13 protein-coding genes, 4 tRNA genes and 2 rRNA genes are annotated in these 15,807 nt (G+C 27.8%); 8 read left to right on the forward strand and 11 right to left on the reverse strand.

Annotated features, from left to right (window positions below; translation table 4 throughout):
* Window positions 1-41: 41 nt before the first annotated feature.
* Together T385_RS0100330 and T385_RS0100335 are read left to right on the forward strand one after the other, a co-directional pair.
* Window positions 42-953 (forward strand): RluA family pseudouridine synthase, encoded by a 912-nt coding sequence (locus tag T385_RS0100330; RefSeq protein WP_029905474.1) that lies wholly within the window; start codon window positions 42-44, stop codon window positions 951-953.
* A 27-nt stretch (window positions 954-980) separates the two neighbouring features.
* Window positions 981-1,922, forward strand: coding sequence for a hypothetical protein (locus T385_RS0100335; protein WP_029905476.1), 942 nt, complete (start codon window positions 981-983; stop codon window positions 1,920-1,922).
* A gap of 96 nt (window positions 1,923-2,018) precedes the next feature.
* On the opposite strand, the gene T385_RS0100340 is transcribed toward T385_RS0100335, so the two are convergent.
* Genes T385_RS0100340 through T385_RS0100355 form a run of 4 tightly spaced genes read right to left on the reverse strand, consistent with a single transcriptional unit; the run spans window position 2,019 to window position 5,516 of the window.
* On the reverse strand, window positions 2,019-3,026 hold the full coding sequence (locus T385_RS0100340) for a ZIP family metal transporter (RefSeq protein WP_029905478.1): 1,008 nt from the start codon (window positions 3,024-3,026) through the stop codon (window positions 2,019-2,021).
* A gap of 3 nt (window positions 3,027-3,029) precedes the next feature.
* Window positions 3,030-3,773, reverse strand: a complete 744-nt coding sequence (locus T385_RS0100345; protein WP_029905480.1) for a YebC/PmpR family DNA-binding transcriptional regulator — start codon at window positions 3,771-3,773, stop codon at window positions 3,030-3,032.
* A 23-nt stretch (window positions 3,774-3,796) separates the two neighbouring features.
* Window positions 3,797-4,582 (reverse strand): NAD(+) synthase, encoded by a 786-nt coding sequence (gene nadE, locus T385_RS0100350; RefSeq protein WP_029905482.1) that lies wholly within the window; start codon window positions 4,580-4,582, stop codon window positions 3,797-3,799.
* Between the two features lie 46 nt (window positions 4,583-4,628).
* Entirely contained in the window at window positions 4,629-5,516 is an 888-nt protein-coding gene (locus T385_RS0100355; protein WP_029905484.1) for an HpyAIV family type II restriction enzyme, read from the reverse strand.
* Window positions 5,517-5,710: 194 nt separating this feature from the next.
* On the opposite strand from T385_RS0100355, the gene T385_RS0100360 reads away from it, so the two are divergent.
* Both T385_RS0100360 and rbfA read left to right on the forward strand, forming a co-directional pair.
* Complete coding sequence (locus T385_RS0100360; RefSeq protein WP_029905486.1) at window positions 5,711-6,265, forward strand: inorganic diphosphatase; 555 nt, start codon at window positions 5,711-5,713, stop codon at window positions 6,263-6,265.
* A 2-nt stretch (window positions 6,266-6,267) separates the two neighbouring features.
* Window positions 6,268-6,603 carry a 30S ribosome-binding factor RbfA gene (gene rbfA, locus T385_RS0100365; protein WP_029905487.1) on the forward strand — a complete coding sequence of 112 codons (336 nt, stop codon included), beginning with the start codon at window positions 6,268-6,270 and terminating at the stop codon, window positions 6,601-6,603.
* Window positions 6,604-6,667: 64 nt separating this feature from the next.
* Here rbfA and rrf (T385_RS0100370) read toward each other — a convergent pair.
* The 5 genes from rrf (T385_RS0100370) to T385_RS0100390 all read right to left on the reverse strand — a co-directional run bounded on the left by rrf (T385_RS0100370) (window position 6,668) and on the right by T385_RS0100390 (window position 9,232).
* Window positions 6,668-6,773: ribosomal RNA gene (rrf, locus tag T385_RS0100370) — 5S ribosomal RNA — on the reverse strand.
* A 244-nt stretch (window positions 6,774-7,017) separates the two neighbouring features.
* Window positions 7,018-8,316 (reverse strand): ATP-binding protein, encoded by a 1,299-nt coding sequence (locus T385_RS0100375; protein ID WP_029905488.1) that lies wholly within the window; start codon window positions 8,314-8,316, stop codon window positions 7,018-7,020.
* 526 nt (window positions 8,317-8,842) lie between these two features.
* Window positions 8,843-8,948, reverse strand: a 5S ribosomal RNA gene (gene rrf / locus T385_RS0100380).
* 119 nt (window positions 8,949-9,067) lie between these two features.
* A tRNA-Lys gene (locus tag T385_RS0100385) sits at window positions 9,068-9,143 on the reverse strand.
* Window positions 9,144-9,146: 3 nt separating this feature from the next.
* Window positions 9,147-9,232 (reverse strand) — tRNA-Leu (locus T385_RS0100390).
* A gap of 370 nt (window positions 9,233-9,602) precedes the next feature.
* Here T385_RS0100390 and T385_RS0100395 point away from each other — a divergent pair.
* Window positions 9,603-9,676, forward strand: a tRNA-Cys gene (locus T385_RS0100395).
* Between the two features lie 4 nt (window positions 9,677-9,680).
* Window positions 9,681-9,757 (forward strand) — tRNA-Arg (locus tag T385_RS0100400).
* Window positions 9,758-9,779: 22 nt separating this feature from the next.
* Here the strand turns inward: T385_RS0100400 and T385_RS0100405 are convergent.
* The gene (locus tag T385_RS0100405; RefSeq protein ID WP_029905490.1) at window positions 9,780-11,183 is read right to left on the reverse strand and encodes an MAG0480 family ComEC-like protein; all 1,404 of its coding nucleotides are present in this window, start codon (window positions 11,181-11,183) and stop codon (window positions 9,780-9,782) included.
* Window positions 11,108-11,617: an MAG0490 family ComEA-like DNA-binding protein gene (locus T385_RS0100410; RefSeq protein WP_029905492.1), complete on the reverse strand. Its 510-nt coding sequence runs from the start codon at window positions 11,615-11,617 to the stop codon at window positions 11,108-11,110. Before T385_RS0100410 ends, T385_RS0100405 begins: the two co-directional genes overlap by 76 nt.
* 537 nt (window positions 11,618-12,154) lie before the next feature.
* On the opposite strand from T385_RS0100410, the gene secDF reads away from it, so the two are divergent.
* Window positions 12,155-14,752 carry a protein translocase subunit SecDF gene (secDF, locus tag T385_RS0100415; protein ID WP_029905495.1) on the forward strand — a complete coding sequence of 866 codons (2,598 nt, stop codon included), beginning with the start codon at window positions 12,155-12,157 and terminating at the stop codon, window positions 14,750-14,752.
* A 189-nt stretch (window positions 14,753-14,941) separates the two neighbouring features.
* A complete protein-coding gene (truB, locus tag T385_RS0100420) occupies window positions 14,942-15,790 on the forward strand; it encodes a tRNA pseudouridine(55) synthase TruB (RefSeq protein ID WP_029905497.1) in 849 nt (282 codons plus the stop codon).
* Window positions 15,791-15,807 lie beyond the last annotated feature (17 nt).

Here is a 15,807-nt window from a genome sequence, read left to right on the forward strand (position 1 = left end):
ACCACTTTTATTAATATGAAAAATTTATATATAATAGTATTATGTTAAAACTTGAGGTTAAATGAAAAGAACGTATTGACAAATATATATCAGATAATACTGATATTACTCGAAACGATGCTAAACAATTAATTTTGCAAGGCGCAGTGTTTTTGAACGATAACACCATTCCTGTTAACAAGCCAAATTATATAGTTAATGAAGGCTGAAATATTACTATTACAAAGCTAATAGATAAAATTGTGGATGTTAAACCTGCAAATATTCCGTTAGAAATAGTTTATGAAGATGAACATTTAGCTGTTATAAATAAAAAATCTGGCATGGTTGTTCATCCAGCAGCAGGTCATTATGAAGACACATTAGTTAATGCTTTGCTGTATCATTTTAAAAATTTATCTAATGAAAACGGTCTTTTAAGACCAGGGATAGTTCACAGAATAGACAAAGACACTTCTGGATTAATAATTATTGCAAAGCATAATGAAGTCCATAATTTACTTTCAGAGATGCTTAAGGAACACCAAATAAAGCGTTCATATATTGCAATTGCTAATGGTTTTATTGAACATAAAAACTTAAAAATTAATTTACCAATAGCAAGGGAAAATGTAGATCGAAAAAGAATGGCGGTTATTAAGGACGGTAAGGAAGCCATTACTAATATCACAGTGCTACAGCACTTTTGGTGACAAAACCAACCGCTTTCACTAGTGAGATGTGAGCTCGAAACTGGAAGAACTCACCAAATCAGGGTTCATATGCAATACATTAAACATGCTATTTATGGGGATCCAACTTACAACAAAGAAATCGATGATTTTGGACAGAGATTGCATGCTTACAAATTAGAATTTGTCCACCCAATAACTAAAAAAGAATTGATAGTTTATGCAGATATTCCCGAACAATTTAACATTGTTGAATATGATTGAGAACAATTAAAAAACTAATATAATATCTATTAAGAATGGAGATTTATGGATTTTTCAAAACAATACATGAAGATTACAGACACTAAACAATTATGGGCCCTTGAAAAGAAAAGTTTTCGCGGTTTTATGATTGGTTCAATTGCGACCTTCATCTTTATATTAATTTATTTTATTGTCAATGATATTATTAAATATTTTTATATTGAAGAGCTCAGACAAAATCAGATAGCTTCTAGTAAATTTAATCAAAGTGAATTTATCCAAAGTCTTGTGCCACAGGTGTTTTCGGATATTATCTATGGTATATTTGCCATTGGGGCTTTGGTTTTAAGTGTTAGAGGAATTGTAAGAAGTTATCGAAACAAAACATTTAAGTATATTGATAATTTATCTATTTTATTTAACTGATTTTTAGTATTTATCTACATTATTAATTTAATAATTTCCTTATGAACAAGAAAAATGTCAAACCCTGATATGAATCAATCAAAATACCTTATTCCTGCTATAGTGTTGGAAGTTGTAGGACCTATATCAATTATTATTCTTTATTTTGTGTTCGTAAGAGAAACTAAATTTATTAAATTTGCATTTCTTAGAGCTGAACAAATTGAAGAATACTCTAAAAATGTTGGTGAACTAGGCTCATTATTTGGTATTAATTTAGAACAAAACTCTTATAATGAAGCTAATAATTTTGGTAGTGAAAATAAAGCTAATAAGGCAACGGCTGAAAATAAAAATAATAAACGATTTGAAACTTTAATGTCAATGAATAATGAAAAACTTTATGGTATCGCACAAACTCTTAATATTTCAGGCTTCCATGATCTTGAAAAGGAAAAACTAGTAAACCTAATTTTAAATATATTAGAAGCTAATGAAAAGAAAAAAGAAGCAACAGCAACTTCAAAAGACACACTTGAAAAAGTTGATATTATTGATGATAAAACAGATAAAAACAATAATGAAACTATGACTAACTAACATAAAAAAAGATAATCAAGCTTTTATCAAAAGCTTGATTTTTTACTTTTTTAAGCTATTCATAGGTAAAAAAAACAGTTGAGATTTTCAACTGCTTTAATGTTTATGAAACGATAATATGATTGAGCAAATGATTATTGCAACAAAAAAACTTATTAAAATATATGTAACCATTTTTTTGTCATACTTCATATTTAATACTTCTGGTAAAAATTCAACTATTGATGTGAACAAGAATATACCTGAAACGCTTGCCCACACTATTGATTTAACAAATTTTGTTTCATACAATGGTGCCCCAGCATAAATACCAATAATTATTAATGGTACTAAAATCAACAATGACGAAATTGATAAAATTGTAGACTTAGAATTACTCATACCCATCGATTTTAAACGATAAAAGAAAATTATTTCTTCAGGAATTAAGTGTAATATAAAAGAAATTAAGAATGCCAAATTAATTACAGATGAAGTCTTTGAAATTGTATCAAATAAGCTATTAAGGGAATATCCGATAACCAATCCAGCGGGTACACGATGTGTTAGAAGTAAAAATAAAGCTATAGCCTTCATTCTTTTACTGCTTTTGGCTTGTTTTTCACATTCACGAGTATGGGTGTGCTTATCGATATGATAATGTTCGACATGTTCTTCGCCAAAATCATGAGAGTGAATTAATTGTGAAGCGTGAGGATCTTTTTTTACTTTACTAACTGCGCTAATTTTAATGATTCACTTAATGAGAAAGGCTAAAGATATACCAAAAGACAACCCACCGCCTACTATTAAAGCGTTTATAACATATACCTTTCAATCAGGGTAGTTGTAGTTATTTAGTTCTAATGTTGAACCTTCTAAGGCTTCACGTAAAAAACCAAAAAGTGAAAGAGTTATAAAAAAACCGGTTGAAAATGTATAAATTATTACTGTGCCTTTTTCAGAAAGTTTACCTTTTTTAATAAAAGGGAAAATAATAGCTACTAATATTGGAATTATTAAAAAGATAAATGAGGCCAATAACGCAACAAAAAGTTGTCTTCATTTTTTTTCGTCGCCAAACGAAGGCGTGACAAAATTATTAATTATTTCTTGTATAGTCATGAATTAATTTTCGTCAGCAAATTCTATATTGTGAAAGACTTCTTGGACGTCGTCATCATCATCAAGTTTTGCAATAAATTCCTTAATTTTGGCTGTCTTTTCGGCATCAAATTCCACAAAACTGTTAGGAACATAAGTTACTTCGCAACGTAAATAATCTGTAATGCCTAAAGAAGATTCGATAGCATTTTTTAAGTCTGTAAAATTTTCTGGAAGTGTTGTAATATAGTAAGATTCATCAAAAACTTGAATATCTTCAGCACCATTTTCTAAAGCAACCATTGTGATTGAATCCTCATCAATAAGGTCTTTAGAAATTTCAATTATACCTTTGTGATCGAATTGAAAAGGTACTTGTCCAGTTTTTCCTAAAGTAGCACCTTGACGTGAAAAATACATAGCCATATTTGATTTAGTTCTATTTAAATTATCACTTAAAGTTGAAACTAGAAATGATGCGCCACCAGTTATTGTTGCATTGAATAAAACTTCGCTAAATGTTGCTCCATCTTTGGCTTCTCCTGATGCTTTAGCTAAAGCTCTTTCGATATTAGCCTTAGGCATATTTTTTGCCTTTGCTTTCGCAATAGTTAATTTTAAAGCTGGATTACGGTCTGGATCTGCTCCGCCCGGTCCAGATGCTGCAACAAAAATTTCTTTAAATAATTTTTGAAAGACTTTGCCACGTGCCAAGTCTTGTGCACCTTTTCGGTGCGCTATATTTGCTGAATGTGAATGTCCTGCCATATCATTAATCCTTTCATTTGAATTTAGCTTTTAATTATATCACTAATTAATAAGGGTTTATCTGGGATATTTCTTTTGTGTTCGCTGATTAAATGTTTGTACTCAATTTTTTTTATAGTTTCTTTGCTGATTGTATTACCCATCAAATAGTTATCTAACTCATTATATGTAAAGCCCAGTTCGTTTTCATCGGTTTGTCCTTCTCAGATTCCTGCCGAAGGTGCCTTATTTATAATACTTTCAGGAACATTTAAATACTTAGCCAATAATCTAACTTCACATTTTAAAAGTCTAGAAATAGGCAAGATATCTACACCGCCATCACCATATTTAGTGAAGTATCCGATATATGTTTCGTCCTCATTATCCGTGCCGAGTACAAGATAATTATTTTCTTGAGCTAAAGCATATAATGTGGTCATCCTTAGACGGGGTTTAATATTGCTAATTGCGAGTAAATTATCTAATTTACCTATAGCACAGGTGATTTGATCAAATGTTGAAGCTAAATTTATTTCGATAAATGGAGTATTTAAACTTTTTGATAAAGCATCTATATCTGTTTTATCATGAGACATATTATCAATAGGCATAACAACACCTAGTGTATTATTTGGGAATGCTTTTAATGCTAAAGCACACACTAGTGCACTATCGATTCCTCCGCTAATTCCGACAATTACACCCTTGCAGTGAGCTTTTAAGACTTTTTCACGAATCCAATTTACTAAATAATTTATATATTTTGCAACATTCTCATTAGTTTTTTGAGCATCATTTTCAATTAAATTAATACGTTTTTTACCCATATTTTTCCTTATTTGTCTATTTTACTATATATTTAGCTTGAAAATACTATATTAATTTTGAAATCTCATTTTCAATATCATTTTGATTCATTCCATGAATATTAATTCTATCTATTTTGGCTCTATTAATGTTACTTTCTGGATCATTGACATTGAAAAATGTCTCTCTAACTTTTGTCATTTCATAGTCATTGCTTAATAATTTATCTCAAGAATTTTGGCTCATATTTATCATAAATTCATATGTTTCTTGATCTGTGTTTAAATCAGGAGGAAGTAAAAAGAAATCATAATTTTGCTTTTTAAATTGTTTAATGTTATCTTCGATTTTATTTCAGCTATCTTTGAGATTATAGTTATCAAAAAGCATTGCTCCATAAACAAAATTAATTTTAGTCTGCGTGCTATTATAATTTTGTGAATATTCGCTAAAGAATTCGAAATTTTTAGTTTGTAAAGGATCAATAAATCAGTTATATATAACTATATTTTTATCTTGATATATTTTTTTAAATTCAAGCATAATCTTTTCATATTTATTCGTTAATTCTATAGTTTGTTTTTTTGATAAAGTATCATGTTTTTTTATAAAAACTATATTTAAATTATTTTCTTTATCAATAAAAGAAAATCCGGACACTATAATTTTGCTGATTATATCCCCCTCTTCATTGGCATATTGAATCTTAAAATGGTTATCTATTAGTTCATATTCATTAAATGCAAATATTTCTTCAGCGCAATTTTTAATAAATTTATAATAGTTATTTTCTTGCGTTCTTAAAAATGACTGTTCATATTTTATTTTCATATTAAGAGGTGACAATGTGGATCAAAACCTATATGGAGCATTAATAATTTTTAATAATGATTTTGGTCCATTTTGTGAGCTTAAGGCAAATCTGATTTTTGTTTCAAAAGTTACATAATTCATAGTTTTTCCTCTGTTTTAATTTTTGTTTTGTCAATAAAATTATAAACAAAAATGAACATATATAATAACACATTTTTGTTCCTTATTTTACTGTAGCACAGGGTAATTGGGAACAAATTAAAAAAATATAAAATTCAATTTTTGATACCATATTTTTATAAAATATGGAACTATTAATATATAATAATAACGATATGTCAAAAATAGTAGAAATGAAAATTGAAATTCCATCAGGATCAAGAATCAAATATGAATATGATAGAGCTGATGGGCAAATACATGTAGATAGAATTTTAAGAGGAGACTTTTTATATCCATCAAACTACGGTTTTATTCCAAATGCTTTAGATTGAGATGGTGACGAACTAGATGTTTTACTTTACTCGCAGGAAACATTCGCACCTGGTGTACTTTTAAATGCTCGTATAATTGGGGCTATGAAAATGATTGATAGCGGTGAAACCGATACTAAATTAATTGCTGTTCATGATGATGATTATCGCTTAGATAACATTAATGACATTGCCGACTTGCCAGAACCATTTTTAATGTCTTTAGAATTGTTTTTTAATAACTATAAAAATTGAAAAAAACCTGGAGCTGCAAAAGTTTTAGGTTTTGAAGGCGAAGCATGAGCTTTAACAGAATTAGATGAATGCATTGAATTAATGAAAGAATATGGAAAAATACCTAAAAAAGAATTTGTTCAATTAATGATGCAAAAACACCCAGAAAAATACGAGGCTTAATTATGAACAGAAGCATTAGTCTTTTAAGGAAGGAAGCAGATATTAGAAATGCTGTTGCATATATTTTAGAGTTTGAATTAACCAACAGCTCAATAATCAACCCGACATTAGTGGATTGTGAATTGTCTGCTGATTTATCCCACCTAAAGTTGTATGTTACATTTTCTTCAAAAAATGAAGAGGGATTACAAGCTCTAAAAAATGCTAGTGGATTTATTCGTTCAAGATTAGCAAACAAACTTAATTGAAGAAAAATACCGGAATTACATTTCTTCCTTGATGAAGTAGTTGATCACGGTATGAAAATCGACAATATAATTAATAATTTTGATAAATAAAAAACCTAAAAATTTATTTTAGGTTTTTTATTTATCGTTTTCTTTTTTTAAAAAAAAGAAATAAAAAAAGCGGCTCCCTATTCTCACATCTCTGCTACCTTCGGCACTATAGGGCTTAACTACTGAGTTCGGAATGGATTCAGGTGATCCCCTACGCTATAACCACTGTAATATATAATATACATTAAAAATTATTATTACAAAGAAAATAAATTATTTTTTTAATACATAAAATTATGTTTTGTATTGAATCGTATTATTTTTCTTTAAAAAAAGAGAACATTAATGTATGTTGATTCTTATATATTTTTGCTTATTATTGAATCAAAATGATTTGTTTCTATTTTATTATAATTATTATTACGCTTAATGAATTTGCGTATATACGCATTTTTATTAAATAGATATCATCCACTATTTAAGAATTGTTTCGTCCATTAAAAAATCCTCTATTCCAATATAAAAAATCCCATTATCATCATATATAGGCACAATATTGTCTCTGACAACTATAATTTTTTTAAATGAATCATCAATTCTCTTCAATGATGCAGTCTCTTGGTTCCGTTTTTCATCAGAATAAATATTAAGGGATGACTGTATATAAAACTTATTATTTCCTTTGTTAACAATAAAGTCGACTTCTAGTTGTTTTCTGTGAGTTTTTTTATATTCATCTTTGTAATTATATTCAACAATTCCAACATCAACATTTAAGCCTCTCATTTTTAACTCGTTGTATATTATGTTTTCCATAATGTGTGACATTTCATTTTGTCTAAAATTTATTCTCGCATTTCTCAACCCAATGTCTAGAAAATAATATTTGTATGGTGACGATATATACTTTTTGCCTTTAACATCATATCTTCTCGCTTTTTCTATTAAGAATGCATCGATACAATAATCTAAATAATTGCTTAATGTCATTGGTGAGATATTTACTTTTTTTTCTGATAAAAAAGTATTTGATAGTTTTGTTGGATTAGTAAGAGATCCAATTGAGGATGAAATGATATTTAAAAGATCTTCTAATATATATGGGATTTTTATTTCTTTATTTCTTTCTAAAATATCTTTAATATAGGTGTTTTGGAAAATATTTTTTAAATAATTATTTTTTTCTTCATGATGTTGAAGCTGTGTAACCATCGGCATACCACCATAAATACAATATTCATCAAAAGCCCTTCGTTTATCTTCTTGATAACAAGAATAGAATTCAGAGAAAGAAAAAGGATATACCCTTATTTCATCGCCACGATCCCTAAATTGTGTCAAGATCTCTGAAGAAAGCATTTTAGAATTACTGCCAGTAATGTAAATGTCAACATTTGGTATTTTCATTAGCCCTAACACTATATCAACAAATGTAACTTTTATGCTTGAATCCTTAAAATATGGATTATCAATTTCTTCAACAAATTGAATTTCATCAATAAAAATATAGTGTTGTGAATTGTCATTTTTAATCATATTTTTTAAATAATTATTTAATTCAATAGGGTGTCTATATTTTAAATTTTCAAGGTTATCAAGTTCAATTGTAATAATATTTTTCTCACTAACTCCCTGTGAAAGAAGATATTTTTTATATAAGGAAAATAGTAAATATGATTTTCCACACCTACGCATACCAGTGATAATTTTTACTCTACCATTATCTTTTTTTGAGATTAGTTGGTTCAAATACCTTGGACGTTTAACTTCCATATGCTTCCCCCATCTAAGAATAATGCGTAAATACGCATTTTTATTAAATTGTCATTAATATTATACAAAAAATAACTGATATTAATTTTTGTATTTAATATTTTTGCGTATATACGCATTTTTATGAATTGGAAAAATAAAATACTGCCTCCTACTCTTTTTTCCACTGCCTAAAAAATGTTTAGAGCGCTAAATAAGCAAAAATAAAACAAAAAAAGATACTCCTCAAACAAAAGGAATATCTTTTAAAATACTTATTTATTGATATGTACCCTCCTTACTGGATTTTATTTGTCCAGTAAAGAGGGTACATATCAAATGGCGGTTATTCATTTTTAATTATCTTTTTCAATCATCATGACAGTTTTTATCTAATTAAAACTAGTGAAATATTAAATTGAAATAAAAAAAGCATTTCTTATGATGAAATGGCAGAAATTGGTTATAGATTAGAATTAATCTTTCCAGGCATTATTGATTTTTTACCGTTAATTAATGATTATTTTTAGGTCTAAATCGAAAATAAAAAAAGCGGCTCCCTATTCTCACATCTCTGCTACCTTCGGCACTATAGGGCTTAACTACTGAGTTCGGAATGGATTCAGGTGATCCCCTACGCTATAACCACTGTAATAATATAATACACTAAAAAAACCATATCAAAATATTTTTTTTAATTTTTTTTAATTGCGCTCAATAGCAATTCTATTGAAAAAGCAAGCAATGCTTGCCTATTGTCAAATTCATGAAATGGTACGCCCTAGAGGATTTGAACCTCTGACCCAATGGTTAAAAGCCATTTGCTCTACCTGCTGAGCTAAGGGCGCATTTGGTGCCCAGAACTGGACTTGAACCAGCACGGACTAACATCCGAGGGATTTTAAGTCCCTTGCGTCTACCATTCCGCCACCTGGGCTATTAAGTGCTTTATTATTATAAAATAAAAAAAATAATTACAAAAAAATAATAATAATTTTTTTAACAACGATTTATAAATTGATCTTTATACCAAAAATAACAATTTTATAAGCATAAATATGATTTAAATAAAATTTATGTAGTTTATTTAGATTAATAAAAATGTTTAAATTTTAAAAATAATATTTTTTATGAATTTATATTAATTAATTAAATATTGTTTTTCTTAATTTTTATTATAATAATTTAGCTTGATTAACCAGGACAAAATTAATGATATTATGTATGCTAATTAAAAAAATATTTCTTTTTTTAAAAAAATATGGAATAATATAATAAGCCTGGTTAGTGAACTTAGTTATAAATATGGCACCATAGCCAAGTGGCCAGGCAAAGGTCTGCAAAACCTCGGACAGGAGTTCGAATCTCCTTGGTGCCTCCAAATTGCACCCATAGCTCAACTGGATAGAGTGTTAGGTTACGGCCCTAAAGGTTGTGGGTTCGACTCCTACTGGGTGCGCCATATGTTATCGCAAGATATCACCTTATGCCTTTTGGCTTTTTTTTATTTCGTTTCTTCATCCAATTATAAATTTTCCTATTACAATAAAATATGTACATGTTAAAAGGTGTATTGTTAATAAATTTCAATTAAATTTAAAAGTTAAAATAATATTAAAATTTATATATTGTGATCAATACATAATTTTATCTAAAGAGAAATATAAATAATTTAATCCGTCTCTCCATCAAAAGAATATGATTGATACAATAAACGTAAATTCGATTAATGGGCTTAATAAAAAAACATATATAAATGCTAACGGTGCAATGAAGCTTCCAAGGTTAGCTGTAAAGGGTGTCATTATTGCTTGTATAATCATTATGGTTATCAGTTTATTAAAAATGCTGAGTTTTTTATGCTTAAAATATTTAACTTTTGCAAAAACTAAAACACAAAAAGTAGCGTAATAAGATAATAATAATCCATACGTTAACAAAACAATAGGATTAATTAAAAATGTGATGAACAACGCTAAAAGCATGCCATTCATGGATTTATTTTTTTGGCCTTCTTTACTATATTTTTTGTATATGAACATTATTCAAGCCCTTAGCGGAGAAACTCAATTAGTTAGTAATGTTATGTATAAAAAACTTACCAATATAACTATAGGGACACCAATTTTTTCTTTTATTTTGACTTTTTGCATAATTTTATCTGATGCTTTAAAAATAATATCAAAGTGAAAACCACTTATAGCAAATAAGTGAACTATACCCAACTTTTTAATATTTTCAATATGCTGGTCTCCATAACCATATTTTCCTAAAACTATTGTAGGGAAGTACTGTTGAAATAAATCATTTTTTGATAAATACCATTTTTCTATAGCTTTATTTAGTGAAAAATAAGGTTTATCAATTCTAATTATTTTGGGGTTAATGATGTAGTTGTGTATGTTGTTTTGATAAACATAACTAGGTTTTAAAGCAATTGAGCTTAACGAATCTGTGATTCTACCTCTTAATGTTAAGCTACATAGCTCATCGTAATTATAGCCTCGTAAATTAATGTTATCTATCACCATTCTATTGTTATTGACGCTTATTATGGTGTATTTAAATGTGATTTTAACTACCTTACCACTAACGAGATATTCATTTTCATCTAGAAGTAATGGTCTCTTTAATCAGTAAATAAAAAGATAGAACATAATTCCAAAAATGCTGTAGCACAGTATTTTTGGTTGAAATATTAATAAAAATAATAATCAAGTGATTAAGAATACTATTCACACATAACTACTTTCATAAGAGTGAATAGATATATAAACAATTATTGGAGCCATAGCTGATAATAATCATTTATTTATAAAATCAATATCTTTTTTAATTTGTTTAAAGTAGTCTTTCCAAACCCATTTATTTTTTCAATGTCTTGTCATGTAACTTTTTCCTTATTTTTAAATAATCTTAATAATGCCTCTGCATTTTTTTTAGATATTTTATGTTCCATTATTTGATCTATACTTGTTATGGATTTATAATGAATGTAAGGTTCTTTTGAGGGCACATAAATTGAGGAATTTTTAAACAATACATAATCTAAATCGAGTTGAGATATATCAGCTTGGGGCAACAATCTAGCTTTAACTAAAGCAGATCTCGTATCGGTGTTTTTATTAAAAGTATATGTGTCGGGTTTCTCAACCGCACCGTATATTTTGACTTCAAAGATTTTTGGTTGATATGTTATTGAACTTTGTTTATCATCAATTTGACGAATGAAATCCTTTTGCCCGCCATAAGTAATGGATAAAACAACAATGCCAAAAACAACACCCAATATAATCGATACACTTAAAATTTTCTTTTTCATCTTATTGCTTTATTTGGTTAATAAATTTAAATAGATAAAAAAAGAAAAAAAATAGATTTTTTTATTTTTAATATGTGAATTATGGGCAGAAAATGGTTTTTTTAGCTTTTTATCTTTATTATATTTAGAGGTAAAATTTTCGTTAAATAAACAGCTTTAATAACACTAAACACAAGAGAAGTAAAATAAATATTTTGAAGCCAAAATTAGCCAAATACAGATAAAAAAATAAAATTTATATAAAAAAATATAGTTAGAGAAAGGTTATTAAGCTTGTTTTATGGTTGAAAAAGAATGATTAACCAAAATTTAAAGAACCTTATAGACTAAACAATACACTGAAATTAATAAACAAAAAAAGCAGTTTCAAAGAGACCGCCTTAAGATATTTAAGGAGATTTCTATTAATAATTATTAATATCTTAATAATATAGTTTATTTTGTTATATAATTGACGCTATGAATGAATTTTGAGGAAAATTAAAGCAATTTTTTGCTTGAAGTAACATTAAAAGGATGTTTCGGATAAAAAATTGAATGCGTTGATTTTTAACAATTTTTATTGTGTTGTCATCGGTTGTTGTGATCACCACAACAACTTCGCTTTACACTGTGAAAAATTCAAAAAAATCAATCGATCATGGTGGCGGAAATAAATTTTTACTTGAAGCTAGAAATGATGACGGAAAACTAGTCAGCGACCAAGAAGCTGCTGAAATTGCACAGTCAATCAATGATAGAATTGGTCTTAATAACAATTTGGGTGGTTCATCTTATAAAATCGAAGGTGACGGTAAGTTAACAATCGTTCAATCTGGCGAATTAGATGATTTAGCAAGAAATCGTTTTATTGAATCTATTACTTCAAAGCCAACTTTAATAGTTACTGATTTAAACGGGCAACCATTATTTAAAAACGGTAAATTTATTGAACCATTATCAGCCAAACCAAGCGAAAATGCTTCAAATGAAGAAAAAAATCGCTGAATCGATTGATCAAGTATGGATCAAAGTGAATATTTAGCTTATTCAGCACCATTTAAAGAAGCAAAGTCAGTTTTTAACCAATTTGCTCAAAAGAATGAATCAAAATATTCAATTCAAATTGATTTAAATAAAGATGCATCGCTAGAATGGGCAAAATTAACTGATTTTATAGCTCGCAGAGGCAGAACAAATAATGAAGTTTTTTTCTGAGCTAACTTAGACAAATTAGTTGAAGAAGCTACAAGTCTATTTAATAAAGAATGAAACAATGCTAAACAAAATCCGGTTGACTTTGTATACATTGGCGAAAAAAGATTAATTGAAGGTCAAGTTGCACTATTAAAAAATAAATCAATTAAATCGAAAAATTTCTTGCTTTCATCAACTCCTATTTTGTACCCTTCGGGTGGTCAAGAATCATTTAAAATTCGTGGCGATTTCTCAAGCAATGATGCTAAAAGAGTATCGGCAAATATTAATTATGCTGTAAAAAATTATAATATTAATAATCTTTCTCAAAGTAAAATAACTAAACAAGAAGCCAACGCTGCTTACATTGCGTCAATTGTAGCTCTAGTTGCGGTTTTATCTTTAGTAAGCATCCTATTAATGGTTAATTATGGGCTTTTAGGCTCATTAACAACCATTTCAATGGCTTTATACATGTTTTTAACCTTAACATTATTCACTGTTTTACGTGGCGAATATTCACCTCTAACTTTCATTTCCTTAATGATTGGTTTAGGTATTATTGCTGACACCAATATTGTTACTTTTGCAAGGCTTAAAAGAGAATTATATAGCGGTGATAAGTCGAAAAAAGCGATAAAAACATCGCTACGTTCCTCGCTTTCTGCCGTATATGATAGCAATATCCTAATTTTAGTTGCTTCATTTATAATTTTCTACTTTGCATCTGGAGATGTTAAAACATTTGGAATTAACCTAGTATTTTCTAATTTATTATTAATTTTTTCAGTTTCACTTTTTGTCTTTATTACAACCAATATTATGCTAACTACAGGCTTTTTTGATAATCGCCTTAAATGATTGGGAATAAGACCTAAAAAAATCCAAAGAGTAGATGAACAATTACGTAAAATTAAAGAATATAACTATGAAGGTAAGGCTAAATATTTCACAATTATTTCACTTATAATAATAGTTGCTGCGATGCTAATCTATGCAATAACGGCTGGAATTGGTAAAAACTTTTTAGAAGGTTTTAATCGTGATGATTCATATCGTGATATCACACATATTATAATTTCAACTTCAAATATTCAAGGCCAAACAGTTATTGATTTAAACAAAGCAAATGCAATTAAACAACACTTAATTGATAATGCAGATCAATATGGAATTTTAAATGCTAAAGATGTTATTAACATAATTCTTTATAATGAAACTAATCAAACATATATTGTTCAAATTTCAACAAAGCAATTATTAAGTTCTGAACAAATTTTAGCTATTAAACAAGGTCTACCTAATGCTAGTGAATATACATTCACAAACTATCAAACAAGTTTTTATGAAGCAATTTCAATTATTAAACAATTATCGATAGCAATTTCCATCTTTTTACCAATTTTATTTGTTTACGCACTTATTCGTTTCAGCTGAACATCAGCTCTTGCCTTATTCTTCTCATTATTACACGACTTATTAATTACAGTTGCTTTAGTAGTGATAACGAGAATACCATTAAACAATTCTGTTATCGTAGCATTCTCTGCGGTCTTCATTATTTCAATGTATGACAAAGTTGTTTACGCCTCAAAAATTAAAGAAAATCTTAATACCAAACATTCTAAGGTGCTTCTTAAAGACGAAGTTGTTCGTTCAATAGTTAATGAAACAATTACATCAACAATTAAACGTACGATTTTAGCTTATATAATCTTTATTTCAATTCCGCTTATTATGTTAGCTAGTTATAATTCAATTGACTATAAATTTGCTCTTGTTCTATTACTAGGTACTTTTGTAAATATTTACTCATCTACATTTATTTATACCTGATTATGAAAACGCTTTGAAATTCATCGTCAAAGAGGCATGATCCACCGTTATAAAAACAAATATTGAGTAATGCCTGGCTTAGAAGAACAATATTTTGATGGAATCAATAGTTACACACCTTAGTATAACTAATTTAAGCCAATTACAGGCTAAAAAGTTGCAACCTTAAATATTTAAGGTTGCTTTTTATTTTCAGTTTTAATGTCTAATATGAATATCTAATGTTCATTTATCATCAATAAAAATAAAGTAATTAACTTTCTTTTTATTCAAAATAATATAAAATAAATATCCCAAGTTAGAGGAGGCTAAATGTTTTATATTTTAAACAAAAAACAAGGCGAAAGTTCTTTTCAAGCAATAAGGAATTTTGCCCGCAAAATTAATGTTAAAAAATTTGGCCACACTGGCACTTTAGACCCTCTAGCAACTGGATTATTATTGGTTGCAACCGATGAAGACACAAGATTAATTGAATATGTAACTAACAAAAATAAAACTTATATTGCTGAAGCAAAATTTTGCTTTCAAAGTGATACATATGACATTACAGGCAAGATAATTAACCAAACTAAAAATTTATTTTCTGCTGATAAAATTGAAGAATTTAAATGTTGATTGCTCAATCAAAAATCTCAAATTCCACCTATCTATAGTGCTAAAAAGATAAATGGGGTATGCAGCTATAAACTAGCTCGTAATAATGAAGATGCCAAATTAAAAGAGCAAAAAATAGAAGTATATGACGTAAAAATCTTAGACTTTAACGAAAATGAACAATTGCTAAAATTTGAATTAACTGTTTCTCAAGGAACATACATAAGATCATTAATAAATGATGCAGCTATATATTTTAAGACATATGCAGTTATGTCTTCATTAAAACGAACTAAGGTTGGCAATTTAGATATCAAATATTTAAATGATGATAAAGATTTTTTAGCTATAGATACTAAAGAAGTTATTGATTTACCCATTTACTTAGCAAACAAAACAGAATTAATTTTATTCAGTAGAGGCAATAAAACTACAAATAATAAAAAATTTATAACAAACAAATATTTGCTTTATTCAGCAAATAATCAAAATAATTGCCTAGGAATATTGAATATTGATGAAAATGATATAAAACCTGAAAAAATTTTTTTATCAAGGTTTTAAAAATATTGTAAATAGCT

Source organism: Mycoplasmopsis opalescens ATCC 27921 (assembly GCF_000712185.1).
In the GTDB taxonomy this organism is placed as follows: Bacteria; Bacillota_I; Bacilli_A; order Mycoplasmatales; family Metamycoplasmataceae; genus Mycoplasmopsis; species Mycoplasmopsis opalescens.